The following is a 24,194-nucleotide window of genomic DNA, read 5'->3' as shown; positions in this document are numbered from 1 at the left end:
TCAGGGGAAACCTTGGATAAAATGCTGCGCCTTACATCCCCACCTTCAAAGGCGGGGCCTTACGGCGCTTTTTGGTAAAGTTCTAACAACACCACTTTGCTCCCAGCGCAAAAGCCGGCCCGCTTTGCTAGGAGCTGCGCAGCCGCCAGTATGACCAGAGCCATTCCATCGGATCCAGGAGCCCAGTTTAAACCGGTTGCAGGTGCCGTAACCGCCCCCCGTGGCTTCCGCGCTGCCGGCGTAGCCGCTGGCCTCAAGCCCTCTGGCGCCGCCGATTTGGCCCTGATTGTTTCCGACAGCGAGGCGGTAGGGGCTGGCGTTTTCACCACCAACCAGGTTAAGGCCGCCTGCGTCACCTACAACCAGAGCATCCTCGCCCAAGGCCAGCCGGTGCGGGCCATCCTCTGCACTGCCGGCCAGGCCAACGCCTGTACAGGCGAAGAGGGGGAGCGCAACAATGCCCAACTGGCCTGCTGGGTGGCAGAGCGGCTGGGGATCCCCGCCCACCAGGTGCTCACCGCCTCCACAGGGGTCATTGGACAACAACTGGAAATGGCCAAAATCAAGGCGGCCCTGCCCCACCTTATCGACCGCCTCTCGCCGGCAGGAGGAGAGAGCGCTGCCCGCGCCATCCTCACCACTGATCTAGTTCCCAAGAGCACGGCTCTGGAGGCTAACATCGAGGGCTACACCGTCAGGGTAGGAGGCATCGCCAAGGGATCCGGCATGATCCACCCCAACTTGGCGACGATGCTGGCTTTCTTAACCTCCGATGCGGCTGTGGATCCCCCACTCTGGCAGCAGATCCTCAAAGAGGCTGTTGACCTCAGCTTTAACCAAATCACCGTGGATGGGGATACCAGCACCAACGACATGGTACTGGCTCTAGCCAACGGCCAAAGCGGGATCCCCACGGTGCAAGCGGGTACAAAAGCTGCCCAAGCCCTAGCCGAGATGGTTGCCCAGGTTTGCATTCACCTAGCTAAGGCCATTGCCCGCGACGGGGAGGGAGCCACCAAGTTGCTGGAGATCCGGGTGCAGGGCGCCCCCGACGACCGGTCGGCTCGGCAGATAGCCCGCGTCATTGCCAGCTCTCCCTTGGTCAAGGCAGCAGCCTTTGGGGGCGACCCCAACTGGGGACGGGTGGCCGCTGCCGCTGGGCGAGCAGGGATCCCTTTTGACAGCCGCCTTCTGGAGATCCGGCTGGGAGATTTTCTGCTTCTAGAGAAGGGAATGCCCCTCCCCTTTGAACGCCAGGCTGCTTGCAAGTACCTCAAGGGGGATCCCGTCGTCTTCACGGTGGATCTCCACCAGGGGCCCGGTCAGGGCGTGGCCTGGGGCTGCGATCTCAGCTACGACTATGTGCGCATCAACGCCGAGTACACCACCTAGGCCGCTTGGCAAGCCCAAACTAGAAGCTGAGGCTTTCCCAGGAGACGTTGATGTCTTCCAGCAGCAGCGACTTGTTGTAAATCTCCAGGAGGATCAGCATGAAGATGCCAAACAGCACCATGAAGACTGCCATTAGAGGCGTGGTGCCCCAGCCGGGGGCTACTTTGCCGTATTCCGAGTTCAGCGGACGCAGCAGATCGCCCAGTCGGGTACGAATGGCCATAGTTCTCGCCGTAGGTTAAGAAGGAACAAAGCTGGCGGCGGATCCTCTAAAGACTCAATGCCGCAAGAACAGCCATCTTTAGATCACGCTACCAGAATCTGACCCCACCCCTTTGCCGATAGCAATGAATCTTGACATCCCTTGTCCTTGCCAGGCAGAGGATTCCGTGCATGTCGCCGCTGAGGCGCAATGTTTTGTAAACTTGTGTAATACTCTAGAGAGACTCTCTCGGGATCCCAGCGATGGAAGCTAGCCTCTCCCTCATCGTGGCTATTGTGGCCACTACTATTGTCATTACCGCCTTTGCCATCTACACCGCCTTCGGACCTCCTTCCAAGAACTTGAAGGATCCCTTCGAAATGCACGAGGATTGAAGCCCGTTGTCTTGTTGCACTGCATGGCCGCCCGGCTGCCCCCCCATCTCACCTTCCACAAGTACCAGGGGTTGGGAAACGATTTCATCTTGGTGGACAATCGCCACCAGCCCCAGCCCTGTCTGACACCAGAAGAGGCCATTGCCCTCTGCGACCGCCGCTTTGGCGTGGGGGCGGATGGGGTCATTTTCCTGCTGCCGGGGCAGGAGGGGGCTGATTTCAGCATGCGCCTGTTCAACAGCGACGGCTCAGAAGCGGAGATGTGCGGCAACGGCATCCGCTGCCTGGCTCGCTTTTTGCAGGATCTGGGGATCCCCGCCCAGGATGGCGCCTACCAGATCCACACCTTGGCAGGGCGGATTGTGCCGCGGGTGCAGCCCGATGGCTTGGTAACAGTGGACATGGGGATCCCTCGCCTTTTGGCCCAGCAGATTCCCACCACGCTAGTCGGGCCAGAGGAAAAGGTGGTGCGGCAACCGCTCCCAGTGGCCGGGCGGGAGTGGTGGGTGACGGCAGTGAGCATGGGCAACCCCCATTGCGTGGTCTTTCTGGAGGAGGAGGGATCCTTGGAGAAACTGGACTTGGAAAGGGTGGGTCCCCTGTTTGAGCATCACCCCGCCTTTCCCGAGCGCACCAACACCGAATTTGTGCAGGTACTCAGCCCTAACCGCCTGCGGCTGCGGGTTTGGGAGCGAGGGGCAGGGGCGACGCTGGCCTGTGGAACAGGGGCTTGTGCCGCCCTAGTGGCTGCCGTCTTGGAAGAGCGGGCCGAGCCCCAGGCCACGGTGGAGCTGCCGGGAGGAAACCTGGAGATTCGCTGGGATCTTGACACCCAACACGTGTGGATGACAGGGCCGGCCCTGCCCGTTTTCCGCGGCACCACTGCCGAGTGAGCGCTTTCAGGATCCCAACCCCACTAGGAGAAGGGCCAGCAAGGTGAGAATCCCGTGGGCAGGGCTCCAGCCCTGGTGCCAGATCATCAGCACTGCCAGGCCCAGCCAGATCAGCCCCAGCCCTAGGCCGAGGCGTAGGAACAGAGGGGGAGCCCCCTGGTTGAGGGAGCGTTTGAGCCAAGGGAAGATCACCCCCAAGCCAAAGGCCAGCCCCACGGGGATCCAGTCCATCCAGCCCGTCCGCTCCCAGCCCAGCAGGTAGAAGCCACCCAGGCAAAGGCCAAAGCCAAAAAGCAGCACCCGCATGGCAGGATAGTCTTGCCGGTAGCTGGAGGCGCGGCTCCAAGCTCCCTCAGGCTTGCTTGGGCTCAACGGCTCGACCACAAAGCTTTCGCTCCACTCCGGCGCCGCTTCAGTTTGGCCACGGCACCAAAGGTAAACGTTGACTTTGCGCAGCCCCTGCAGCAGCGAGGCCTCTACAGCGCTACGCACCACCTCCATCACCTGCTGTGTGTCCACCCCATCGCCGGGCAGCCGTTCCAGCAGCACATTCAGCACCTGACCCTTCAGCTCGGCGCGGCCAAACAGCCGCAGATCGGCTAGCTTGTAGTCGAGGATTTGGTTTAGGGTCTTGAGCTGGCGGCGCATGGATCTCGGCACCCAGCCGTCTCGACTAGAACCAGTTTAGCGGTCGGGGAAGAGGCAGGGGAAAAGCGGGATCCAAGGCATTGACATTCTCCCTGCTCTAAAGGGCAGGGATTCTTTACTCAGACAGCAGGATGGCTCCTGCCGGCTGAGCTACACAGAGCATGAGGCTGAAACCTCAGCCCTATGGGGGATGCCATAACCCCAACTACTGGGCCCAAGCCCAGATACGTTCTGCGAAGGTTGACTGCCCCCGCCCCGTCCCGATGGAACCTAAACCCGCACGTACACCTGTACACACGGCCTTGAGGACTCCGTCCCGCTGACGCGAACGGCTTGTTCCTCTGGTTGCAAGCAGGACAGGTTTGAGAGCTGTACCGCTCATCCAGCAGCACAACTTTCATTCCCAGCCGTTCGGCCTTGTGGCTGCCGGGTTTGGCCATGCAACATTTGGTGGAGCTTTTGATTCGCCTTCTTGCCGTAAAAGGACTCCGTCCCGCTAACGCGAGCGGCAGACACCCTGATATTCCGAATGTCCCCAATTACAACGGTCTGGACGCCCCTTGCATACAGCGTCGAGACAAGTCTTGTAGTTTGCTTGTGCAAAATATCTCGAATCTGGTCATTTAACCTCGCCAGCTGCTTTCGCCCAGAAGCTAAAACTCTCCTGTAACGCCTTGAGCCACGCCTCTTTCTGGCAAGCAGCCTTGACAGAGTAGATTTCAGCTTGTTCTGGTAGCGGCGCTTGGATCGCAGCAGTCTACCGTTGGCAATGTAAGTCTGTTCCCCATCGTGGGCAACGGCCAGGTGAACCTCACCCAGATCCACACCGGCAACACCGCCTTTTTCCCTCTCTTCCTTGGGCCGCGCATCGCTCAATTTGTAGCAAGCCCTTAGCTCATACTGCTTGCCGTCCCAGCCGATTTCTACCCAGACAGGCGTATCCCAAGCCCAAGGGATCACCAACGGCTCGTTGCCTTTCCCGTTCGACAAGCGCAACTTTCCATTTACGACTTTGATGGCTGAAGCTTTCCATTGGATTTTGTAATAGTACCGTCGGCGTCGAGGTGGACGAGCGTTGGGATCCGTTTTGCGGCGTTCCCTCCAGGACTTCAGATGAGGAAAAGAAGCTTTGCACTACCGCGTCTGCGCTATGGGCATGCAGCCGGTTTTCAGGGTCATTTGGAAACCAACGCATGAGGGTGGCAGGCTTCAACCACAGCCCTTTCTTGCGGACGACCCGCCAAAAACTGACGAGTGTCTTGGAGTACAGCTTGCCTGCGGCTCTGCTCAAAAGTTGCAGTTGGTCTGAAACTCCCAGCTTGAGCTTGCGGACAAAGTACATGCAAAGTTGTCCTTCTGCTATCTAGAGCATCATACAAAAAGCTGCTCTCAACGGCAGGGCTTGAAACCCAGTTTTCTTGGTCAAATGCGCGTACGAATGCACTGGCGAATGCGGAGATTGGACTGGTCCAGGTTGGCAAACCCACTTAGAAGCGTGCCCCGACCGTCTAAAAGCAGCAGGGCGGCCTGGCGGCGAAAATCGATCCCGGGTAGCACTTCGGCGGCGATCTCCTGCAGCTTCTGGATGGCTGCCCCCTCGAAATCAACCGAGACATGGACAAACGGAGAAGCCAAGCGGGGATCTGTCGGCACGCTCTCGCGGATGGCCTGCAGAACCAGGTCTCGCACCAGCTGCAGCCCTCTGCCATCGATCAACACAACCTGGCGCAGCCGAGGGTTGTGCCCAAACTCCAGAGCCAAACTTGTCGAGAGGGCCTCTGCTTGGGAGCGGGTTTGGCGGTTGGTTAAGATCAGCGCTTGCAGGCCGTGGTAGCTGCCTAGGTCAAGGGGATCCCCGGAAATGCTTTCCAGCTTGAGGTCAAGGGATACGTTGGGACTGCCGTTGCTGGGGCAGTTGCCAGCCTGAGCTGGAGCCAACGGGCCCAAGAAGAGGAGAGCAAAGGTAGCAACCCCACAAGCGACAAGTCTTTTTGGAAAAGCAAGCAGGCAGCCGCAGCCAAGCAAAACTCGTTTCATAGCAGCAAGTTCTGGGGTGGGCTGGCCAAATCTTAACCAATCTTCATCTTTGGTCCTGGCGCTCCTGGTTGGGCTTCCCACCCCCGTTGGGTTGCCAGCCTGAGCCCATAATGGAAAGCAGTCTCTCGGGGGCGGCAATAAAAAATATGGCTTCTAGCTCCTTGTTGGATGGCCTCAATCCCTCACAACGCCAAGCGGCGCAGCACTTTTGTGGCCCTTTGCTGGTGGTGGCGGGGGCAGGTTCCGGCAAGACACGCACCCTCACCCACCGCATTGCCTACCTCATCCGCCACTATCGGGTAAATCCAGAGGAGATTTTGGCCGTTACCTTCACCAACAAGGCCGCTCGCGAAATGAAGGAGCGCATCGAGCAGCTTTTTGCCGAGCAGGAGGCGCAGGAACAATTTGGGATCCCTTTGGCGCAACTGGAGCCTGCTCGGGCCACCCGGCTGAAATCCAGTGTTTACCACCGTTGGATTAAACCCCTTTGGATCGGCACGTTTCACAGCCTATTTGCCCGGATTCTGCGCCTGGAGATTGAAAAATATCGGGATCTCAAGGGACGCAGGTGGACTCGCCACTTCTCAATCTTTGACGAGTCTGACGCCTACTCTTTGATTAAAGAAATTGTGATCAATCGGCTTAACTTGGATGAGCGCCAGTTTGATCCCAAGTTGGTGCGCCATGCCATCAGCAAGGCCAAAAATCAGGGCTGGACTCCTGCGGATCTGGAACGCCACCAGCCCAATTTCCGCGGCCGCGTCCTAGCTCAGGTTTACGAGCTCTACGAAGATCAACTGGCGGCCAATAATGCCCTCGACTTCGACAACTTAATTTGGATCCCGGTGCAGCTTTTCCGCCAAAACGAGCAGGTTTTGGCCTACTGGCACCAGCGCTTTCGGCACATCTTGGTGGACGAATACCAAGATACCAACCGCACCCAGTACGAACTCATCCGGCTGCTAGTTACCAATGGGGAGAGCTGCCGCTCCAAGTGGGACTGGACCAATCGCTCCATCTTTGTGGTGGGCGATGCAGATCAAAGTATCTATCGCTTTCGCGGGGCAGATTTTACCATTTTGCTCGAGTTTCAAGAGACCTTTGGCGATGGCCTTCCAGACGACGACACCCGCACCATGGTGAAGCTGGAGGAAAACTATCGCTCTACAGCTACTATTTTGCAGGCAGCCAACGTCTTGATCGAGAAAAACACGGAGCGCATCGATAAAATTCTCCGGCCAACTCGCCCTCCAGGCCATCCTATCGTTTGCTACCAGGCGGAGGACGAGATGGCAGAGGCTGAGTTTGTGGTCAACACCATTCGCAAGTTACACAGCCAAAATCCCAACTCTTCCTGGGGAGATTTTGCCATCCTCTACCGCACCAACGTCCAATCTCGCCCTTTTGAGGAGGTTTTGCTGCGGTGGGGGATCCCCTACACAGTGGTGGGCGGGCTGCGATTTTACGAGCGCAAGGAAATTAAAGATGTGCTGGCCTATTTGCGGGCCGTGCTCAACCCTGCCGACTCCTTTAGCCTGTTGCGCATTATCAATGTGCCGCGGCGGGGTATTGGCAAATCCACTTTGGACAAACTAACCGAAGCAGCAACTGCCCTCAATGTGCCTCTATGGGCCATCCTCTGCGACGAGGCTGCTGTAACCAAGCTGGTGGGGCGCTCCGCCAAGCCGGTTATCCAGTTTGCCCAGTTCATCGAACATTGGCACAAACAAGTAGCGCAGGTTTCCGCTGCTACCCTTTTGCAAGAATTGCTGCGGGATTCTGGGTATCTAGCAGATCTCAAGGCCCAGGGCACGCCAGAGGCTGAGGAGAGAATTGCCAACGTGATGGAGCTCTACAACGCCGCTTGTCAATTTGAGGAAGAAGAGGAGGATCCCAGCCTCGAGGCTTTCTTGAGCGCTGTCTCTTTGGCTGCGGATTTGGACAATCTGGAGGAAGGGGCCGAGAAAGTTGCCTTGATGACGTTGCACACTTCCAAAGGACTTGAGTTCCCCGTGGTCTTTTTGGTGGGGTTGGAACAGGGTCTGTTTCCCAATTTCCGCACCCTGGAGGATCCGGCTGCTTTGGAAGAAGAACGGCGCCTTTGCTACGTAGGCATTACCCGCGCCCGCGAGCAATTGTTTCTCTGCTACGCCAGCAAAAGACGCCTCTACGGCAACTGCGAGCCTGCCATCCCCTCTCTATTTTTGAGTGAGCTGCCGCACAACCTGATCCAGTGGCAGAGAGGCGGCCTGCTGCAACCTCGCAGGGTAGCTCAACCCAGAAAGGCGGCTACTGGCTGGGAGGGATCCCAGCGCTGGGCGGTGGGAGATCGTTTGCAACACCCCAAATTTGGCCAGGGGCAAATTACTCACATCTTTGGCAGCGGCGACCAGGTTACCTTAGCTGTGAGATTTCCCGCGGTGGGCCAAAAAATTTTGGATCCGCGCATCGCGCCCATCCAAAAGCTCAGCTAGCGCTCTGGTCCAAAACGACTTTGGCAGCTTAACTGGCCAGAGCGTCTTTGAATCTGACCTGGGGGCATTGGCCGATGCAGGACTTGGGATCTGGCAAATAACTTCATAGACTAGAGCAAAGGGCTCATCGCCATGGTTTTGCTGCAACCAAAGCCGCCCCTGTGATCCCGGTTCGCCTGACCTTACGCAACTTTCTCTGCTACTCTCAGGCGGTTTTGGATCTGCGCGGGATCCACACCGCTTGCATTTGTGGTCCCAACGGGGCGGGCAAATCGGCTTTGCTTGATGCCCTTACCTGGGGCCTCTGGGGCCAGAGCCGGGCCAGCAACGACAGCGATCTCATCCGCAAAGGAGCTAGCGAAACCTGGGTGGAGGTGATCTACCGCTCGCGCGGACAGACCTACCGCGTCCTGCGCAGCCGCCACCTCTCGGGGGAGGGATCCCTGGAGTGGCAAATCCAGATTGGAGAAAGCGAGGGCCAAGCCCGTTGGCGCAGTCTTACCCGCCGGGGCCTGCGCGCCACTCAAGAGGCAATTGAAAGTCAGCTTGGCCTTGACTACGACACCTTTCTCCACTCCGCCTACTTGCGCCAGGGACAGGCCGATGCCTTTACCCTAAAGCGCCCCGGCGAGCGCAAGCAGGTCTTGGCGGACATGCTCAAGCTGGGCCAGTACGACTTGCTGGCCGAGCGCTGCCGCGAACAGGCCCGCAGCGCCAAGCTCAGAGCCGACCTACTCCAAGAGCGCCTGCGCAAGCTGGAGCAACACCCCACCGACCTCGAGCAAATCCAAGCGCAACTGGAGCAGCTTCAGCAACGGCAAACCCATCTGCAACAGCTCTTGGTGCAGCAGCAGCAGGAGTTGCAGGCTCTAGAGCGCGCCTACGAACATCGCCGCACCCTCCAGGAGCGGTACCAGCAGCTTGCCCACCATGTGCACAAGCTCAGCGCCAACCTGCACCACACCGAGCAGCAGTGGCGAGCGCAGCGGCAGCAGCTTTTGCAGTTGGAAGAGCTGGTTGCCAAAAGCGAAGAGATCCAGGCCGGCTACGAACGCTATCAAGCCCTGATGGCGCAGGATCGCCATCTCCACCATCTCTTCCAGCAGCAACAACAGCTGGTGCAGGAACGCCAAAAGCTGCAGGCCCAACAGGCCGAGCAACAGCAGCAATACCTGCAGAGGATGCAACAGCTGCAACAGGAATTGGCTGCCTGCCAGGTCCAGGCTCAGGCCGATGCCCAACTCCTGGCCGAACAGGAGCGCATTGAAAACGCCCTGTACCACTACCGGCAGGCCTATGAGCGGCTGCAGAGCTTGAACGAGGCTCAGGCTCAAGCGGCCACCCTCCTAGAGCAACAACGGCACTGGCAGGAGGAGATCCGCCGCGAGCGGGAACGCCTGCAAGCCCGCCTCCAGTTCCTCAAGCAGCATCTGCAAAGCCAGGAGAGCCTGGCCCAACAGCAGCAGCAACTGGCCGAGAAAATTGCCGCCGGAGCAGCGGCCCTGGCCGAGCTGGAACGGCAGCGCCTCTACCAGCAGCAGGTGCTGGAAAAAATCCAAGAGCGCCGCCTCTTTGTGCAGAAGCTGCAGGAGCGGCAGCGGGTTCTCCAGCAGCAGTGGCAACAGGAGGAGGAGCACTGCCGCCTGCTAGAGGATCCCTGGGAAACTTTCCCCCTCCAGAAGGATCCGAATTGCCCAGGCGCTGACCCTCCTGAACCCGGAGAGCCCTACTCTGTCCCTGCTTTGGCGGGGGTGAAGGCCGTGGCAGACAAAGCCATCCCCGAAGCAGCCTTCTCGGAGCAGCCTGCTGCGCCCGCACCGCCCGCCCCAGGGCTGGCCACGCCAGGATCCCAGCTCTGGGTTTGCCCCCTCTGCGCTCGCCCCCTTAGCCCGCCTTTGAGGGCGGTGGTGCTGCAAAAACACCGCCAGCGCCAAGAGGAGATTGCCGGCGAGCTCTTTGTCATTCGCGAGCAACTGGCGGTGGCCGACCGGGAGATCGGGCTGTTGCAAGAAGAAGCTCAGCGTCTTGGCCAGGAATTGGCCACCTGGGACGAGCGACTGCACCTCCAGGGGCGCCTGCAACAGCAGTGGGAGGCCGAGCAGGAGCGTCGTCGGCAGCTGGAGGCCTGGCGACTAGAAGCGGCAGAACTGGAGCAGCTCCTCAGCCAAGAAGCCTACGCCCAAGAGGCACGGCAGCAGCTTGCCCAGATCCAGCAGTCCCTGCAGCAGCTGGGCTACGACGAGCGGGAACACGCCCTGCAACGAGCAGAGCTGGAGCGCTGGCGCTGGGCCCTGGGCCGCTCCCAGGAACTGCGCAAAGCCCAAGAGCGCCGCCCTCGCCTGGCCGAGCAAATCGCCTCCCTGCAAGCGCAGCTGGAAGCCCTGCGGCAGACAGCCTCCTCTGCTGCTCTGGCGGAACGGCTGGCCCAGATCGAGCAGGCGCTGGACCACCTTGGCTACGACGGATCCCTGCACCAGCAAGTAAAAGCAGAGCTGGCCCAGGCGCAACTGTGGCCGGCCCGCCTGCAAGCCCTCCAGATGGCCTGCCAGGAGCTGCCAGAAGCAAGAGCCCGCAGCCAGGTCTTGGCCCAACGCCTACAGGAAAGCCGCCAGCAGCTTGCCCAGGCCACCCAAGAGCTGGAAGCGCTACAGCGACAGCTAGCGGAGCAGCCCGAGGTCTCACCTGCTCACCTGGAAGGGATCCGCCAAGCCCTGCAGGAGCACCGGCAAGAGCTAGATCAGGTGCTCTCTCAGCTTGGAGCGGCCCAACAGCGGTTGCAGCAAGCCCTTGAGCGACAAGCGGAGCAAGCCGAGCTGGAGCAGCAACTGCAGCAAGCCCGCCGCCAGCAGCAGGTGTACCAAGAGCTGGCCAACGCCTACGGCCGCAACGGCATTCCTGCCCTGATCATCGAAAACGTCCTGCCGGAGCTAGAAGCCCAGGCCAACCAGATCCTGGGCCGCCTCACCCAGCACCGCCTGCAACTCCGCTTTGTAACCCAGCGCTCGGGGCGACGTTCGGACAAGCTAATCGAAACCCTCGACATCCTCATCGCTGATCCCCGCGGCACCCGCCCCTACGAGACTTATTCCGGGGGAGAAGCCTTCCGCATCAACTTCGCCATTCGCCTAGCGTTGTCTCGCCTGCTCACCCAGCGCGCCGGCTCTGACCTGCAAACCTTGATCATCGACGAGGGGTTTGGATCCCAGGACGCCACCGGGCGGGCCCAGCTGCTGGCGGCCATCAACGCCATTGCCTCCGAGTTTGCCTGCATCCTGGTCATTACCCACATCCCGAGCCTGCAAGATGCCTTTCCCTGCCGCATTGAGGTGCAGCCTTCTCCCCAGGGATCCCGCCTCTCCATTCGCAGCTAGTCGGCTGAGGATCCGCCAGCCTGCCTCTGCAGCCAGGGGCAGCTAAGGCTCTCCTGCTTGGGCTTTTGCGCAGGGGTCGGCAGCCCCCCTGTCGCTTTCAATCCTCGTCAGGGGATCCAGAGTAAAGATCCTCCAGGCGGCTGCGGGCTTCCTCTAGGCTGGTTGCGCGAATAACCAACAAAGGCTCTTCCGTCAGGTTGCCATCCGCATCCAAGAGCTCCGGGTGGGGCGCCTGTCGGCGAGCGCGACGCGGCGAGGCCTTGGGCTCTTCTTTGCTTAGAGTTACTACGTTAACCACCAGGTTGCGCAGCGCCACGAAGGCAATGGCGACAAAAGCAATGAGGTAGAGGATCTGCAGCATCACGAGTCAGAGGAGTCAGAAGAGGGGTGAAGTTGGCGAAAGCGGCGGCCCAGCTCGGCGCACTCCATCAGCAGGCGATGCCATTTTGCCATCAGGGCCGGGTCAATGCCAACTTCATTGTCCGATAACCGATAGAGAGCTTCCGCTGCTTGTAACTCCGCTTGGGCAGCCAAGACCCGCTCCAAGAGGGACTGCTGCACTTCTGGGCTGATGAAGTCCAGGGTTTCTTCTTGCAAAAAGCGACGGCAGCGCTCAAACCAGTAGTGGTAGTCTTCTAGCAGCGGCCCCAGAATCTGCCGCAACAGCTTGGCTTTGCTCATGTCTGGGATCTCTTTGGATGAGAAGAATCTTAGCCGAACTTAACGTTCTCCCGCTAGGGATCCCTGGCTGGCCTCTAGCTGGGCTTCCATCTCTAGCATGAGGGCTTCGATCTGAGGCAGCAATTCCTGGGCTTGCTCTTGCCAGTAGCCCCGCTGGTGGGCCTCCAGCAACCGCTCGCTCATATCCCGCAAGGCCCAGGGGTTGTGGCTTCGCAAAAACTGCTGCACCTGGGGATCCAGCAGGTAGGCGCGGGCCACCCCGGCGTACATGAAGTCTGGCACGGCGTGGGTGGTGACATCGTAGGCAAAGAGATAGTCCAGCGTGGCGGCCATCTCAAAGGCGCCCTTGTAGCCGTGGCGCATCACGCCGGCAATCCACTTGGGGTTGACGACGCGGGCGCGATAGACGCGGTCGATCTCTTCGGCCAGGGTGCGGATCTTGGGGTTGTGGGGACGGGCGTGATCCCCGAAGTAGATCTGGGGGTTGCGGCCCTGGAGCGTTCGCACGGCCGCCACCATGCCCCCCTGAAACTGGTAGTAGTCGTCCGAGTCGAGGAGATCGTGCTCGCGGTTGTCTTGGTTGTGCAGGACAACTTGCAGACGGGCCAGTTGCCGCCGCAGCGCTTCGGGGGCTGGCTCTCCCTCCCCCTCGGCCCAGTAGGCGTAGCCGCTCCAGTTGAGGTAGGCGCGGGCCAGATCCGCTTCCGTTTCCCAGTTTTGCGCCTCGATCAGCCCCTGCAGACCGGCCCCGTAGGCCCCCGGCTTGGAGCCAAAGATGCGCAGCCGCGCTCGCCTGGCCGCTTCTGAGGGGGGGATCCCTTGCTCCTGCCAGTACTGGGTATCGGCTAGCACCTGAGCCCGCAGGGGGTTGTCGCTTTCCGGCTCCTCCAGAGCGGCCACGGCCTGCACGGCCCGGTCGAAGAGGGCAATCAGGTTGGGAAAGGCATCCCGAAAAAACCCAGAAATGCGCAGAGTTACATCCACGCGGGGACGCCCCAAAACCGCTACAGGCAGGATCTCGATATCCACCACCCGTCCCCCATCCCAGCGGGGCCTGACCCCCAAAAGCGCCAGCGCCTCGGCCCAGTCCTCGCCACCGGTTCTCAGGGTGGAAGTTCCCCACACGGATAGGCCCAGATGGCGGGGATATTCCCCCTGCTCTTGCACGTAGCGCTCCACCAGCCGCTCGGCAGCCAGCGAGCCAACTTGCCAGGCTGTCGGGGTGGGGATGGCGCGGATGTCCACCGAGTAGAAGTTGCGCCCAGTGGGCAACACCTCCACCCGGCCCCGCGTGGGAGCGCCGGAAGGGCCGCTGGGCACATAGCCGCCATTGAGACCGCGCAGGAGGTTTTCCAGCTCCTGGGGAGTTTGCTGCAGGCGAGGGAGCAAGTCCCTCTCTATCCACTGCAGCACCTGGCTGGCTGCCGGCCCCGGCGGCGGATCGTAGGGGATCCCCTGCAGCCGTTGGGCAATCCAGCGGCGGGCTTGAGCTTCTAGGGCAGCTACCCCATCTCCGATGCGGCGGAAGTTCTCGCCCATGGAGCTAATTCCTCAAGTAAACGGCTGCCCCTAGGCCAACCAGCATTTCTTCGGGGGTAATTTTGCCATCTTGGTTGGTGTCGAGGGCATCGAAGACGCGATCTGCCCCCATCCACTCCTCGCGGGTGATGAAGCCGTCCCCATCCAGATCGTAGAGGCGGAAGACATCCTGGGCGGCGTGGGTAATCGTTTCCTTGGCGCCCTCCAGCTTCTGCAGCCGCTCGGCGAGCAGTTTTTCCAGCACCTCCAGCGCCTTGGAGAAGCCCTGGATCCCTTCCTCCAGCTTTTCCGAGGCCATGCGGTTTTCCCGGTGCATCTGATCGAAGGTGGCTCGGTCCATCACCAGGCGGGGAATGTCCATTTTCTTGGCTTTTTCCGGATCCAGCTTGCGCTCCAGGTGGCCTTCGGTGTTTTGCAGCTCCGCTAGCAGAGGCGGCGAGATGGTGAGCAGGTCGCAGCCGGCCAGCTCGAGGATTTCCCCGATGTTGCGGAAGCTGGCGCCCATCACCTCTGTTGGGTAGTCGTATTTGCGCAGATAGTTGTAGATCTGGGTTACCGACTGCACGCCTGGGTCTTCGGCGGGCGGGTAGCTCTCCCGGCCGGTGTGTTTCTTGTACCAGTCGAGGATGCGACCCACGAAAGGCGAGATGAGGGTTACCCCCGCCTCGGCACAGGCAATGGCCTGGTGCAGGCCAAACATCAGGGTAAGGTTGCAGTGGATCCCTTCTTTTTCCAGGATCTCGGCAGCCCGGATCCCTTCCCAGGTGGCGGCAATTTTAATCAACACCCGCTCGGGATCCGCCCCTGCTGCCTTGTAGAGCTCGATGAGATGGCGGGCCTTGGCAACCGTAGCTGCCGTGTCGTAGGAGAGGCGGGCATCTACCTCGGTAGAGACGCGGCCAGGAATAATGGACAAAATGCGCACGCCAAAGGCCACCGCCAGTTGGTCGACGGCGTGGGCTACCACAGTTTTGAGGTCGGCTTTGGATCCCAGGTCTTGGCGAGCCTTGAGCAAAGTTTCATCGACAATGCCCTGGTACTGGGGCATTTGGGCGGCCGCTGTGATTAAAGAGGGATTGGTGGTGGCATCCCGCGGCTTAAAGGTCTCGATGGCATTGATATCCCCCGTGTCGGCCACCACGACGGTGATCTCTCGCAACTGCTCCAGCAGGCTCCTGCTCATACTCCCCTCCTTGGGCCTCGCGCTCCGCGGCACTTTGGCAACCTAGTCCCAGTGTCACCTATCTCAGTAGGGGATCCCGCTAGCCGTGAGATTGTCTTAATTCTCTTCCGCTCCCCCTCACGGCTCTTGCCGAGAAGGCTAAAATTCCATTAAGGCTTTTTCCCCTTTCTGCCCCTTTTTTTGCAGGTGTACGTCTTGCCTTGCTGTAAGGAGGGATCGTCGTGGCTACGGAGACCCTGGTTAAGCCTTCTGTAACCCCAAAGCACATGCCCATGTACCGGGTGTTGCTGCACAACGACGATGTCAACACCATGGAGTACGTGGTGCAGGTGTTGCTGAAGGTGATCCCGTCCCTGCTGCCGCAGCAAGCCACCGAAATCATGCTGGAAGCCCACAACAACGGCGTTGCCGTGGTTATCGTGGTGCCGCGGGAACCTGCGGAGTTTTATTGTGAGCAGTTGCGCCAGCACGGCCTCACCAGCTCGATTGAGCCGGAACGCTAGTTAGGAGCAGCGTGGGTGGGCCTGCTGATTGCGAAACTCAAGGTTTTTCCCTTTCCGCTACGCCTGTGGCTGTTTTTGGGAATCCCCCTCTTGGCCTGGCTGCCGTGGGTCGGGCTAGGGGGGGTTCTCTTTGGGCAAGACTACCTTTGGTTGCCGCTGTATGCCCTGCTGCTCCTTTGGCTGTGGCAGTGGGGATCCGGGTTTGCCGCCTATGGCTTGGACAGTAGTTGGACTTGTTGGGCTGGGATCCTCTGGGGCTTGGGGATCGGTGCCGGGGGGCTTTTCCTGCTGTTTGGCCTGGAGGGGGCCCTGGGCTGGCTGAGCTGGAAGCCAGTGGAAGGGGGATCCCTGCTCGGCTATGGCTTGCTCGGGCTGGGGGTGGGCCTGGCAGTGGCGCTGGTGGAAGAGCTGTTGTTCCGCGGCTGGCTAGTGCAGGAAATGGCGTTGGACTACGGCTGGACAAGGGCGCTATGGGGATCCAGCTTTCTCTTTGCTTTGGCCCATTTCTTGAAGCCGCCAGCGGAGGTTCTTGCCACCTGGCCTCAGTTTCCAGGGCTGTGGCTGATGGGCCTGCTGCTGGCTCAAGCAAAAGTGTGGAACCAAAACAAACTAGGCCTCAGCCTGGGGCTGCACGCCGGCTGGGTGTGGGGCGTTACCTGGGTCAACAACTTGGCCTGGATCGAGTACACCGGCAGGGCGCCAGCGTGGCTCACCGGGATCGGCAACAACCCTCTGGCTGGGCTGATGGGCCTGCTCTTTCTAGGCGGCACCTTCCTGGTTCTCAAGGGGTTGGCTGGCGGCAGAAGCTGAGCAACCTTCCTCTGCCCAAGGGCCGTTCTCATAGTAGGCGGCTACCCTCTCCTGGTCAGGCTGAGTCAGCAAGCTCACCCCCACCAGCACCGCTGTGCCGATGACCACCGCCGGGATCACCGGCAGCCAGCCCCCTGTCCAAGCCTTGGGCAACAGGCCCGAAAGCCACCCCAAGGTGAGGCCGCTGGAGACCAAAGCCCCGGCCACAGCTCCAGCGCGAGTTGCCCGCTTCCAGTACAGGCCGGCCATCAGGATGGGAAAGAGCATGGCATAGCCCTGAAAGCTCCAGGTGGCAATCTGGGCAATGAGCCCTGGCGGCCTGACGGCAATGGCAAAGGAAACTAGCCCAATCCCCAACACTACCCCGCGGCCCAACAGCTCCTCCTGGTGAGGGGAAAGCGGGCGCTTGAGAAAAGTAACCACCAGATCCCGCGTAACCAGGGAGCTGGTTGTAAGCAGTTGCGAGTCCGCCGTGGACATCAAAGCTGCTAGCGCTGCTGTAATCACCACCGCCGCCACGCCGCTAGGCAGGGTCTGCAACATCAGCGGCATGACCTGATCCGGCTGCTGCAGATCAGGAAAAGCCAGCCGGCCCCAGACGCCAATGAGGGCTGCCGGGAAAAACACCAGCAGAATAAGGAGCGGCCAGACCACCATCAGGGTTTGGAAGGGACGGGCACTTTTGGCCATGTAGAAGCGCTGGAAAAACTGGGGAAAAAGGGGCGTGGCCATGAAAAACAGCAGCTGGTTGCCAAGCAGCGTTTGCCAGCTCCAGCGCCCCTGCGGGCCGGGCAAGCTCAGCCAGGGATCCAACTGGCTGCCAGCCTCCTGGCCCCACCTCAAAGCCACTGCCACAAAAGCCACCCCCATCCCCAAAACCAAGATGATCCCCTGCACCACGTCCGTCCAGACCACCGCCTGGGATCCGCCGAAGAGGACATAGGCCAAGATCACCAAGGCCACTACCACCGCCAGAGGCCAATAGGGGATCCCCTCCCCCAAGACTGCAGCCAGCGTGCGCGCCCCACCGATAATCTGGATGCTGATGTAGGGAGCAGTAAACGTCAGGGCGCTCAGGCAATAAAGTAGGGCCAGGAGAGGGCTATTGAAGCGGTGGCCAAAAAACTCGGAAGGGGTAATAAAGCCGAAGTGGCGCGCTGCCAGCCACACCCGGTAGCCCACCCACAAAAACAGCCCCGAAATGAAGGCGGTGGTCACTCCCACCCCCAGGAAGATCCCTAGGCCGTGGGTATAGGCATCCGCTGGCACCCCAATGAAGGTAAAGGCACTGATCAGCGTCGCCAGCGTCGTCAAGGTTAGAGCCAGGGATCCCAGCCCTCGCCCCGCCAGGAAATAGCTGACCGGATCCTGGCCGCTATGGCGATAGCTCCAGAAGCCAATGGCCGCCAGCAGCAGCAAGTATGCCCCCACCACACCCAGACTCAAAACCGTGTTACTCATCTCCGCCTCTCGGCCAGCAAACGCGCACAATGTAGAAGTTAAGAGGTACCAACAGCAGGACAGCCAACCCCGCCAGCCAATACCAGGCCGGGATCCCCCAAAGCTGCGGCTGGGCAGAGCGGGATCCCACCCAGGTCAACAGCCACAGCAGGGGGTAAGCCCCCCACACCCAAGCCTGGCGCACCTGTCCAAACCGCAGTGGCCTGGCTTCCTGAGAGCCACCCGCGGAATCTAACCCTGACATTTGTCCATCTCCTGATTTTTTGCCGATTATTAAGATACAGCCACTGGTGCAGACAATTGTCCTTCTCCAGTTCTCCTTCACCTCTCGCCCTCAAGAGGGAGCCTTGGCCAAGCCGCGGAGAAAGGGAGCGGCCCTATTGGCTCGCTTGGGCGCGGATTAGAGGGATCGGCCCCCACCGCCTCAAGCGGCTGGCGGAGTTTTTTGGATCCTTGGAACAGGCCTGGCAGGCGGACGCCCTAGCCCTGCAGCAGGTGGAGGGCATTGGCCCCACCCTGGCAGAGGCGATCCTCTCCGCCCGTCCTGCCCTCGACCCTGGGGAGATCCTGGAGCAAGCTCAAAAGCCGGGGATCCCCTTCCTAACCCCTGCGGATCCCGGCTATCCCCCGCTGCTGTGGGAGCTGCCGGATCCGCCGCCTATTCTCTACGTCCTGGGAGAATGTCCTGACTGGCAGCAGCCGGCCATTGCCGTTGTCGGCACCCGCGCCCCCACCGCCTACGGTCGGCAGTGGACCCAGAAAGTCAGCGCCGCCCTAGCGCAAGCCGGCTGTGTGGTGGTGTCGGGATTGGCCACTGGGATCGACGGCATCGCCCACCAGGCCTGTCTGGAGGCAGGGGGCAAGACGGTGGCTGTGCTGGGAACGGGGGTGGATCAGGTTTACCCCGCCCATCATCGCCCCCTCTACCAACGCATCCTGGAGCAAGGGGCCGTCCTCAGCGAGTATCCCCCTGGCACGCCGCCGGCCAAGGAGCACTTTCCCCAGCGCAACCGCATCATTGCCGGCCTCTGCCGCGCCACCTTGGTGATGGAGGCCCCAGAGCGTTCAGGAGCGCTGATTACTGCTCAGCTCGCCAACCACTACGGTCGGGAAGTGTACGCCCTGCCAGGGAATATCGACACGGCGGCAGCCCGTGGCTGTCTGCAGCTCATCCGCCATGGGGCAGGCATGATCCTGGGGATCGAGGATCTGCTCAAAGAGTTGGGCTTGGTTCCAGGATCCCCGCCCCCAGAACAGCCTGCGTCCCCTGGCCCCAGCGATCCCCAGCAGCAACTCCTCTGGCAGATCCTGGGCAATGAGGTCCTCAGCCTCGACGCCCTAGCCCAAGCCACCCAGATGGACATGGCCACCCTTTCCAGCACCCTGCTCCTCATGGAACTGGAGGGGTGGCTGGTGCAACTGCCGGGGATGCGCTACCGGCGGGCTCGCTGAGGTTGGATCCCTGCACCGCTTTCCCGATGGGAGCACGGCAAGTGGGATCCTCGTGGCGAGGGTTGTTCACATGGGTGCTGACGGGGTAGGCGGCCATGGCCTCTGCCGGGTAGGGGCGGAGTAGGGGCAACAGCCGCTTGGGATCCTGCACCTGGGGATCCAGCCAGAGCTCGTAGTCGCTTTCTGGCAAAATGGCCGGCATCCGCTCGTGGAAAAGCCCCATCAGCCGATTGGCCGGCGTGTTGAGGATGGCGCAGGTTTCTATCTCCACCCCTTGTGGGCTGCGCCAGCGCTCCCAAATGCCGGCAAAGGCAAACACCGGTCGATCCACCAGGTAAAACCAGTAGGGTTGTCGCTTGGCCGTGCCCTGGTCGGCCCACTCGTAGAAGCCATCGGCCGGGATCAGGCAGCGGCGGCGGCGGAAAGCCTCGCGGAAAGAGGGCTTCTCAGCCACCGTCTCAGAACGGGCATTGATCCAGCTAGCCTGGGGAGCTCGGCTCCACCTGGGGATCAGGCCCCAGCGGAACTGGGTTGCCTTCCGTCCCAGCTCCGTTGAGGCCACCACTGCCAGCACCGGCTGAGAAGGGGCGATGTTGTAGCGGGGCTGGAGCGCTGGCCATGACTCCATCTCGATTTGAAAATGCTGCTGCAGCAGTTCGGGGGCCGCCGCCAGGCTAAACCGTCCGCACATCCAGAATCCTCAGACCTTGGTGGAAATGCCTAGCAATTGTAGGATCCCGCGCAGAGGGATCTCCACGTACTCGGGGCGGTGGTTGAGCTCATAGCCCAGCTCGTCAATAGCTTTCTCCAGCAGATAGGCATCCAACAACACTTCCAGCTCCTGCGGGCTGCGGGGCAGAAAAGCCCCTTGGGAAGCCACCTGCAGATATTCGGCCAAGAAAGCAGCACAAACCCAGCGGTACCAAAACTGGGCCCAGCGCCCCATGTCAGGGCACTTGTCTCCGCAGACCAGGCCGCTTTCCAGTTGCTGGCGCAAGGCGGTGTGAACAGCGTAGTGGAAAGAGCGCAGCATCGCCACCACATCCCGCAGGGGGCAGCGTTTGAGGCGGCGCTCCCCCAGGGATCGTCGCGGATCGCCCTCAAAGTCGATGATGAAAAAGTCCTTGCCGGTAAATAGCACCTGGCCCAGGTGGTAATCCCCGTGGCAGCGGGTGCGCAAAGCCGTGATCTTCCGCTCCAGGATCAGGCGGAAGCGGCTCATGATCTCCCTCTCTTGGTCGTAAACCGTCCGGGCTAGCTTGGCCTCCAGCTCTGGCAGGTTGGGGATCTGCTTGGCTAAGACGGGAAACACCTGGCCCACCAAGTTGCGCAGGGATTGGTAGATGGAGCGCTGGTAAAGGCTGGAGAAAGGCTCCGGCGCAAAGTCTTTGTTCTCGGTGTCAGCGGCCAGGGCAAGGTGGAGTTCGGCGGTGCGCTTGGCTAAGATCCGCACCGACTCCAGGTAGCTGCCAATGGTGGCATAGGCCAGCTCCGGCAGGGGAAGCTGCGCAAGCTCTAGGAAGGAGCCCTGAGGCACCGGCACCGCTTCCACCGCGGCGTGGTGGACAAGCACGGTTTCGAAGAACTGTTCCAAAGTGTCTAGGGTGTAGTGCCAGGCATCTCCCTCGTTGGGGATGTACTCCTGCAAAATGGCCAAGGTAATCTCAGAGCCTCGCGTCCCGCGGCGACGACGATACTCCAGGGATCCCAACAGCCGCGGCACCCGCACCTGGGGATGGTGCTCTAGCAGGTAGCGGCCAACCTCCAGCTCCGGGTTTACCCCCTCAGCCACCCGGCGGTAGAGCTTGAGGAGGTACTGGTTGCCGTAGACCACCGAGGTGTGGCTCTGCTCCGCCTTGAGGAGGCGGGGCTCCAAGCTGGGGTCGTACTCAAGCGTGGCAAAGCTAGTGGCCCAAAGCTCTCCCCGACCGTGGCGCAGACGGCTCTGCTGCACAATCATCTGTAGCAGACCCAACAAGAAGGTCTTATCAGCCAGAGCGTCGAAGATCACTTCCGTTGGCTCTCCGGCCACTTGCACAGGGAGGATGACTGCCTGGGGCGCCTCTACGCGCAGGTGTACGGCTGCTTCTTGAGTGGCATAGCCCACGGGTAAAGAGTAGAGCTCTGTGTCTCCCTCGAGGAACTCGGCCTGGAGAAGCAAGATCTGGCTTCGCAGCAAGGGATCCCCTTCTCGACGGCAAGGGATGGCCTGCAAAATGTGGATTGACTGGAGCTGGCGGTTTTTGGAGCTGAACCACTGACAACGGTAGAGGTAGTCTCCCAAGACGGCCTCCACCTGCTTCTGGTTTTCCCCTTGAAAGAGGCTCTCCCAACTACCATCTTGAACAACCAGCGTGGCCGGGCGAGCCTGCTCCTCTGGCCTGCTAGGGCTGAGGTGAATTTGCTTCGTTTTGGTCTCGAGGGAGAACCAGTAAAAAGAGTGGGGGCCCAGCGTTAGGAAATAGGGCAGCCGCCCAATGGGGGGAAACTCGGTGCGCCCAAAGATCTCCACTGGGATCAACCCTTCCCACGGGGACAGATCCAGCCCCACCCACTGGGCGTAGCGCGAGAGATTGGCCACCACCAGGATGCGCTCGTCGCCGTAGGCCCGCACAAAGGCCAGCACCTTGCGGTTTTCCGGGTGCAGCACCTCAAAAGAGCCGCGGCCAAAGGCCTGGAAGCGCTTGCGCACGGCAATCATCCGCTTCATCGTCCACCAGAGGGAATGGGGGTTATTCCGCTGCGCTTCCACGTTGACGGCTTCGTAGTGGTACTCGGCGTCGATGATGACGGGCAGGTAGAGCTTCTGGGGGTTGGCCCGCGAAAAGCCAGCGTTGCGGTCAGCGCTCCACTGCATGGGGGTGCGCACGCTGTTGCGATCCCCTAGGTAGATGTTGTCTCCCATGCCAATCTCGTCGCCGTAGTAGATCACCGGCGTCCCCGGCAGGGAAAACAGGAGGCTGCTCATCAGCTCAATGCGGCGGCGGCTGTTGCCCAAGAGAGGAGCCAAGCGGCGGCGGATGCCCAGGTTGATCCGCGCCTTGGGATCCTTGGCGTAGACCTGGTACATGTAGTCCCGCTCCTCGTCAGTGACCATCTCCAGGGTGAGCTCGTCGTGGTTGCGCAGGAAAATGGCCCACTGGCAGGTTTCGGGAATGGGAGGGGTTTGTTGCAGGATGTCAACGATGGGGAAGCGATCCTCCATCTGGAGGGCCATAAAGAGCCGTGGCATGAGGGGGAAGTGGAACTCCATGTGGCACTCGTCCCCATCGCCGAAGTAGGCTACGGCATCTTCCGGCCACTGGTTGGCCTCAGCCAGCAGCATGCGGTCGGGGTACCTCTGGTCGATGTGTCGGCGCAGAGCCTTGAGAAAGGCATGGGTTTCCGGCAGACTCTCGCAGGAGGTGCCTTCCCGCTCGTAGAGATAGGGCACGGCGTCCAGCCGCATGCCATCTACCCCCATGCTCAGCCAAAAGTCCACCACCTCGAACATGGCTTTTTGCACGGCGGGGTTGTCGTAGTTGAGATCTGGCTGGTGGGAGTAGAAGCGGTGCCAGTAGTAGGCTTTGGCCACCGGATCCCAGGTCCAGTTGGAGGTTTCAAAGTCCTGAAAGATGATGCGGGCCTCTTTGTACTTTTCGGGGGTATCGCTCCAAACGTAGAAGTCGCGCTCGGGGGTGCCGGGAGCAGCTCGTCGGGCCCGCTGAAACCAGGGGTGCTGATCCGAGGTGTGGTTGAGGATAAGCTCGATGATGACGCGAATCCCGCGTTGATGGGCAGCATCCAGAAAGATCTTGAAGTCTTCTAGAGTGCCCAGCTCGGGGTTAACGTTGGTAAAGTCGGAAACGTCGTAGCCGTCATCCTTTAGAGGAGAAGGAAAAAACGGCAGCAGCCAGACGGCTGTAATCCCCAGTTCTTGCAAATAGTCCAGCTTTTCGGTCAAGCCCTGGAAGTCGCCCACGCCATCGCCGTCACTGTCAAAAAAGGCGCGCACCGGTAGCTCGTAGATGATCGCGTCTTTGTACCAGAGGGGGTTGGAGGTTAGGGGAGAGACGATGCTGCGCAGAAGAGCTTGGCTCATCATATCGGCAACAGAGACAGGATTTAGACACCGCTCTGAAAGGATCTACGAAACGCTAGCAAACATTCCCGTTTGCAGCAGGGCAGTTTTGCCGTGTTTCTGCTTTCTTCCTGCTCCCACGACCCGTAGCTAGTAGTAGGTAAGGACTCCGTCCCGCATACGCGAACAACACCTACCACCCCGCCAGAGGGATCTCCCCAGGCGTGACTTCCCGTCGAGCTGACGGTAGTTGCTTCTTGCTCTTGCTCGAGCACACAGGCTAAGGACGGAGCCAACTTTAGCCTAGGCAGAGTGCTTACCAGAAAAGATGCACTTGCAGGTCTACTAGCGCAGCTAATCCTCGCTATGCTACAGGGTGGCGGCTTGTCCCGTGAATAGAGAGCCCCTGCTCCGCTTCCTCCAAGGGAAACTCCCCGTAGACCTCGCTGCTGTTGTTGGGGCTTTCCTGCAGGCGGACGCGGTGCAGGCGCACCCCTAGCTCCCGCAGGGGCAGAGTCAGCAGCCGCTGGATGTAGAGGGCGATGTTTTCCGCAGTGGGCACCACCTGGGCAAAGTAGGGAATGTCTTTGTTTAAGAAGGTGTGATCCAGGGGTTTGACCACTTGCTCCTCGATCACCCGCTGCAGAGCCGCCAAGTCTACGATCATCCCCGTGCGCGGGTCGATGGATCCCTTGACGGTGATCTCCAGGCCGTAGTTGTGGCCGTGGCCATGGGGGCGGGCGCAGAGGCCGTAGAGGGCAGTGTTCTCCTCCAAACTTAGGTGATCCAAGGCCAAGCGATGGGCGGCGCTAAAGTGGGTGGCAACGGTTAGGTAAGCTTCCATGGCTTCTCCTCGGTATTCGGCCCAAAGGTGGGGATCCTCGTAGAGGCGCACGCTGGCTAGCGGCAGAGCATCGGCCAGGCGCTGCCAGATGGCGTAGGCAATGAACTCGGTGGTGGGCAGGGTCTGGGCAAACTCTGGCCAAGCTTCGTTGAGGTAGGCCAAGTTCAGCTCCCGAATTACCCGCTCCTGAATCACCCGCTTCACCTGCGAGAGGTTGAGCACCATGCCGTACTCGTCTACCTCCCCCGT

Annotated in this window: 22 protein-coding genes and 1 pseudogene; 8 read left to right on the top strand and 15 right to left on the bottom strand. The window is 60.6% G+C overall.

Annotated elements, in window-relative coordinates:
- Positions 1 to 150: 150 nt before the first annotated feature.
- A complete protein-coding gene (gene argJ / locus NW806_RS09920; protein WP_414410975.1) occupies positions 151 to 1,392 on the top strand; it encodes a bifunctional glutamate N-acetyltransferase/amino-acid acetyltransferase ArgJ in 1,242 nt (413 codons plus the stop codon).
- Positions 1,393 to 1,411: 19 nt separating this feature from the next.
- Here the strand turns inward: argJ and psbH are convergent, their stop codons facing one another.
- Entirely contained in the window at positions 1,412 to 1,615 is a 204-nt protein-coding gene (gene psbH / locus NW806_RS09915) for a photosystem II reaction center phosphoprotein PsbH (protein ID WP_414361343.1), read from the bottom strand.
- Positions 1,616 to 1,857: 242 nt separating this feature from the next.
- Here psbH and psbN point away from each other — a divergent pair, with 242 nt between their 5' ends.
- Entirely contained in the window at positions 1,858 to 1,989 is a 132-nt protein-coding gene (gene psbN, locus NW806_RS09910; protein WP_414396835.1) for a photosystem II reaction center protein PsbN, read from the top strand.
- Between the two features lie 23 nt (positions 1,990 to 2,012).
- Positions 2,013 to 2,882, top strand: coding sequence for a diaminopimelate epimerase (gene dapF, locus NW806_RS09905; protein ID WP_414410974.1), 870 nt, complete (start codon positions 2,013 to 2,015; stop codon positions 2,880 to 2,882).
- A gap of 6 nt (positions 2,883 to 2,888) precedes the next feature.
- On the opposite strand, the gene NW806_RS09900 is transcribed toward dapF, so the two are convergent.
- The 5 genes from NW806_RS09900 to NW806_RS09880 all read right to left on the bottom strand — a co-directional run bounded on the left by NW806_RS09900 (position 2,889) and on the right by NW806_RS09880 (position 5,477).
- Positions 2,889 to 3,542, bottom strand: a complete 654-nt coding sequence (locus tag NW806_RS09900) for a hypothetical protein (RefSeq protein ID WP_414410973.1) — start codon at positions 3,540 to 3,542, stop codon at positions 2,889 to 2,891.
- A 107-nt stretch (positions 3,543 to 3,649) separates the two neighbouring features.
- Positions 3,650 to 3,931: a zinc ribbon domain-containing protein gene (locus NW806_RS09895; RefSeq protein ID WP_414410972.1), complete on the bottom strand. Its 282-nt coding sequence runs from the start codon at positions 3,929 to 3,931 to the stop codon at positions 3,650 to 3,652.
- A complete protein-coding gene (locus NW806_RS09890; RefSeq protein ID WP_414410976.1) occupies positions 3,909 to 4,355 on the bottom strand; it encodes a transposase in 447 nt (148 codons plus the stop codon). The genes NW806_RS09895 and NW806_RS09890 overlap by 23 nt, the downstream gene beginning before the upstream one ends.
- 70 nt (positions 4,356 to 4,425) lie before the next feature.
- Positions 4,426 to 4,872: a hypothetical protein gene (locus NW806_RS09885; RefSeq protein WP_414410971.1), complete on the bottom strand. Its 447-nt coding sequence runs from the start codon at positions 4,870 to 4,872 to the stop codon at positions 4,426 to 4,428.
- Positions 4,873 to 4,952: 80 nt separating this feature from the next.
- A complete protein-coding gene (locus NW806_RS09880; protein WP_414410970.1) occupies positions 4,953 to 5,477 on the bottom strand; it encodes a hypothetical protein in 525 nt (174 codons plus the stop codon).
- Positions 5,478 to 5,713: 236 nt separating this feature from the next.
- Here NW806_RS09880 and pcrA point away from each other — a divergent pair, with 236 nt between their 5' ends.
- Together pcrA and NW806_RS09870 are read left to right on the top strand one after the other, a co-directional pair.
- Positions 5,714 to 8,041, top strand: coding sequence for a DNA helicase PcrA (pcrA, locus tag NW806_RS09875; RefSeq protein WP_414410969.1), 2,328 nt, complete (start codon positions 5,714 to 5,716; stop codon positions 8,039 to 8,041).
- Between the two features lie 161 nt (positions 8,042 to 8,202).
- Positions 8,203 to 11,412, top strand: a complete 3,210-nt coding sequence (locus NW806_RS09870) for an AAA family ATPase (protein WP_414410968.1) — start codon at positions 8,203 to 8,205, stop codon at positions 11,410 to 11,412.
- Positions 11,413 to 11,509: 97 nt separating this feature from the next.
- On the opposite strand, the gene NW806_RS09865 is transcribed toward NW806_RS09870, so the two are convergent.
- The 4 genes and pseudogenes from NW806_RS09865 to NW806_RS09850 form a co-directional block, all read right to left on the bottom strand.
- Positions 11,510 to 11,773 carry a DUF2973 domain-containing protein gene (locus tag NW806_RS09865; protein WP_414410967.1) on the bottom strand — a complete coding sequence of 88 codons (264 nt, stop codon included), beginning with the start codon at positions 11,771 to 11,773 and terminating at the stop codon, positions 11,510 to 11,512.
- Positions 11,773 to 12,093, bottom strand: a complete 321-nt coding sequence (locus NW806_RS09860; RefSeq protein ID WP_414406072.1) for a DUF2605 domain-containing protein — start codon at positions 12,091 to 12,093, stop codon at positions 11,773 to 11,775. Before NW806_RS09860 ends, NW806_RS09865 begins: the two co-directional genes overlap by 1 nt.
- Before the next feature lie 39 nt (positions 12,094 to 12,132).
- A pseudogene (locus tag NW806_RS09855) lies at positions 12,133 to 13,617 on the bottom strand (cobaltochelatase subunit CobN); the annotation flags it as partial.
- A 19-nt stretch (positions 13,618 to 13,636) separates the two neighbouring features.
- Complete coding sequence (locus NW806_RS09850; RefSeq protein ID WP_414396418.1) at positions 13,637 to 14,815, bottom strand: transaldolase; 1,179 nt, start codon at positions 14,813 to 14,815, stop codon at positions 13,637 to 13,639.
- A gap of 221 nt (positions 14,816 to 15,036) precedes the next feature.
- Here NW806_RS09850 and clpS point away from each other — a divergent pair, with 221 nt between their 5' ends.
- Positions 15,037 to 15,318, top strand: coding sequence for an ATP-dependent Clp protease adapter ClpS (gene clpS, locus NW806_RS09845; RefSeq protein WP_414396415.1), 282 nt, complete (start codon positions 15,037 to 15,039; stop codon positions 15,316 to 15,318).
- A 15-nt stretch (positions 15,319 to 15,333) separates the two neighbouring features.
- Positions 15,334 to 16,128, top strand: a complete 795-nt coding sequence (locus NW806_RS09840) for a type II CAAX prenyl endopeptidase Rce1 family protein (RefSeq protein ID WP_414410966.1) — start codon at positions 15,334 to 15,336, stop codon at positions 16,126 to 16,128.
- Here the strand turns inward: NW806_RS09840 and NW806_RS09835 are convergent.
- The gene (locus NW806_RS09835) at positions 16,078 to 17,589 is read right to left on the bottom strand and encodes a sodium:solute symporter family protein (RefSeq protein WP_414410965.1); all 1,512 of its coding nucleotides are present in this window, start codon (positions 17,587 to 17,589) and stop codon (positions 16,078 to 16,080) included. The two genes, NW806_RS09840 and NW806_RS09835, sit on opposite strands and share 51 nt — an antisense overlap.
- Positions 17,582 to 17,833: a hypothetical protein gene (locus NW806_RS09830; RefSeq protein ID WP_414410964.1), complete on the bottom strand. Its 252-nt coding sequence runs from the start codon at positions 17,831 to 17,833 to the stop codon at positions 17,582 to 17,584. Before NW806_RS09830 ends, NW806_RS09835 begins: the two co-directional genes overlap by 8 nt.
- A 56-nt stretch (positions 17,834 to 17,889) precedes the next feature.
- On the opposite strand from NW806_RS09830, the gene dprA reads away from it, so the two are divergent.
- The gene (dprA, locus tag NW806_RS09825) at positions 17,890 to 19,041 is read left to right on the top strand and encodes a DNA-processing protein DprA (protein ID WP_414410963.1); all 1,152 of its coding nucleotides are present in this window, start codon (positions 17,890 to 17,892) and stop codon (positions 19,039 to 19,041) included.
- Here the strand turns inward: dprA and NW806_RS09820 are convergent.
- The 3 genes from NW806_RS09820 to NW806_RS09810 all read right to left on the bottom strand — a co-directional run.
- A complete protein-coding gene (locus NW806_RS09820; RefSeq protein ID WP_414410962.1) occupies positions 18,980 to 19,732 on the bottom strand; it encodes an SOS response-associated peptidase in 753 nt (250 codons plus the stop codon). The genes dprA and NW806_RS09820 overlap by 62 nt on opposite strands.
- Before the next feature lie 9 nt (positions 19,733 to 19,741).
- Positions 19,742 to 23,122: a maltose alpha-D-glucosyltransferase gene (gene treS, locus NW806_RS09815; protein WP_414410961.1), complete on the bottom strand. Its 3,381-nt coding sequence runs from the start codon at positions 23,120 to 23,122 to the stop codon at positions 19,742 to 19,744.
- A gap of 343 nt (positions 23,123 to 23,465) precedes the next feature.
- Positions 23,466 to 24,194 (bottom strand): 6-carboxytetrahydropterin synthase (locus tag NW806_RS09810; RefSeq protein WP_414410960.1); only part of this gene is annotated, 729 nt, incomplete at its 5' end.

Source organism: Synechococcus sp. W65.1 (assembly GCF_047461615.1).
In the GTDB taxonomy this organism is placed as follows: domain Bacteria; phylum Cyanobacteriota; class Cyanobacteriia; order Thermostichales; family Thermostichaceae; genus Thermostichus.
This window is presented reverse-complemented; position numbering and strand designations above follow the sequence as displayed.

Bases quoted from the DNA above. Each gene is read 5' to 3' on its own strand.
- NW806_RS09860 (WP_414406072.1), bottom strand. From the start codon at position 12,093: ATGAGCAAAGCCAAGCTGTTGCGGCAGATTCTGGGGCCGCTGCTAGAA.
- argJ (WP_414410975.1), top strand. From the start codon at position 151: ATGACCAGAGCCATTCCATCGGATCCAGGAGCCCAGTTTAAACCGGTT.
- NW806_RS09850 (WP_414396418.1), bottom strand. From the start codon at position 14,815: ATGAGCAGGAGCCTGCTGGAGCAGTTGCGAGAGATCACCGTCGTGGTG.
- treS (WP_414410961.1), bottom strand. From the start codon at position 23,122: ATGAGCCAAGCTCTTCTGCGCAGCATCGTCTCTCCCCTAACCTCCAAC.
- NW806_RS09865 (WP_414410967.1), bottom strand. From the start codon at position 11,773: ATGCTGCAGATCCTCTACCTCATTGCTTTTGTCGCCATTGCCTTCGTG.
- NW806_RS09835 (WP_414410965.1), bottom strand. From the start codon at position 17,589: ATGAGTAACACGGTTTTGAGTCTGGGTGTGGTGGGGGCATACTTGCTG.
- NW806_RS09830 (WP_414410964.1), bottom strand. From the start codon at position 17,833: ATGTCAGGGTTAGATTCCGCGGGTGGCTCTCAGGAAGCCAGGCCACTG.
- psbN (WP_414396835.1), top strand. From the start codon at position 1,858: ATGGAAGCTAGCCTCTCCCTCATCGTGGCTATTGTGGCCACTACTATT.
- dapF (WP_414410974.1), top strand. From the start codon at position 2,013: ATGGCCGCCCGGCTGCCCCCCCATCTCACCTTCCACAAGTACCAGGGG.
- NW806_RS09820 (WP_414410962.1), bottom strand. From the start codon at position 19,732: ATGTGCGGACGGTTTAGCCTGGCGGCGGCCCCCGAACTGCTGCAGCAG.
- NW806_RS09895 (WP_414410972.1), bottom strand. From the start codon at position 3,931: ATGAAAGTTGTGCTGCTGGATGAGCGGTACAGCTCTCAAACCTGTCCT.
- pcrA (WP_414410969.1), top strand. From the start codon at position 5,714: ATGGCTTCTAGCTCCTTGTTGGATGGCCTCAATCCCTCACAACGCCAA.
- psbH (WP_414361343.1), bottom strand. From the start codon at position 1,615: ATGGCCATTCGTACCCGACTGGGCGATCTGCTGCGTCCGCTGAACTCG.
- NW806_RS09885 (WP_414410971.1), bottom strand. From the start codon at position 4,872: ATGTACTTTGTCCGCAAGCTCAAGCTGGGAGTTTCAGACCAACTGCAA.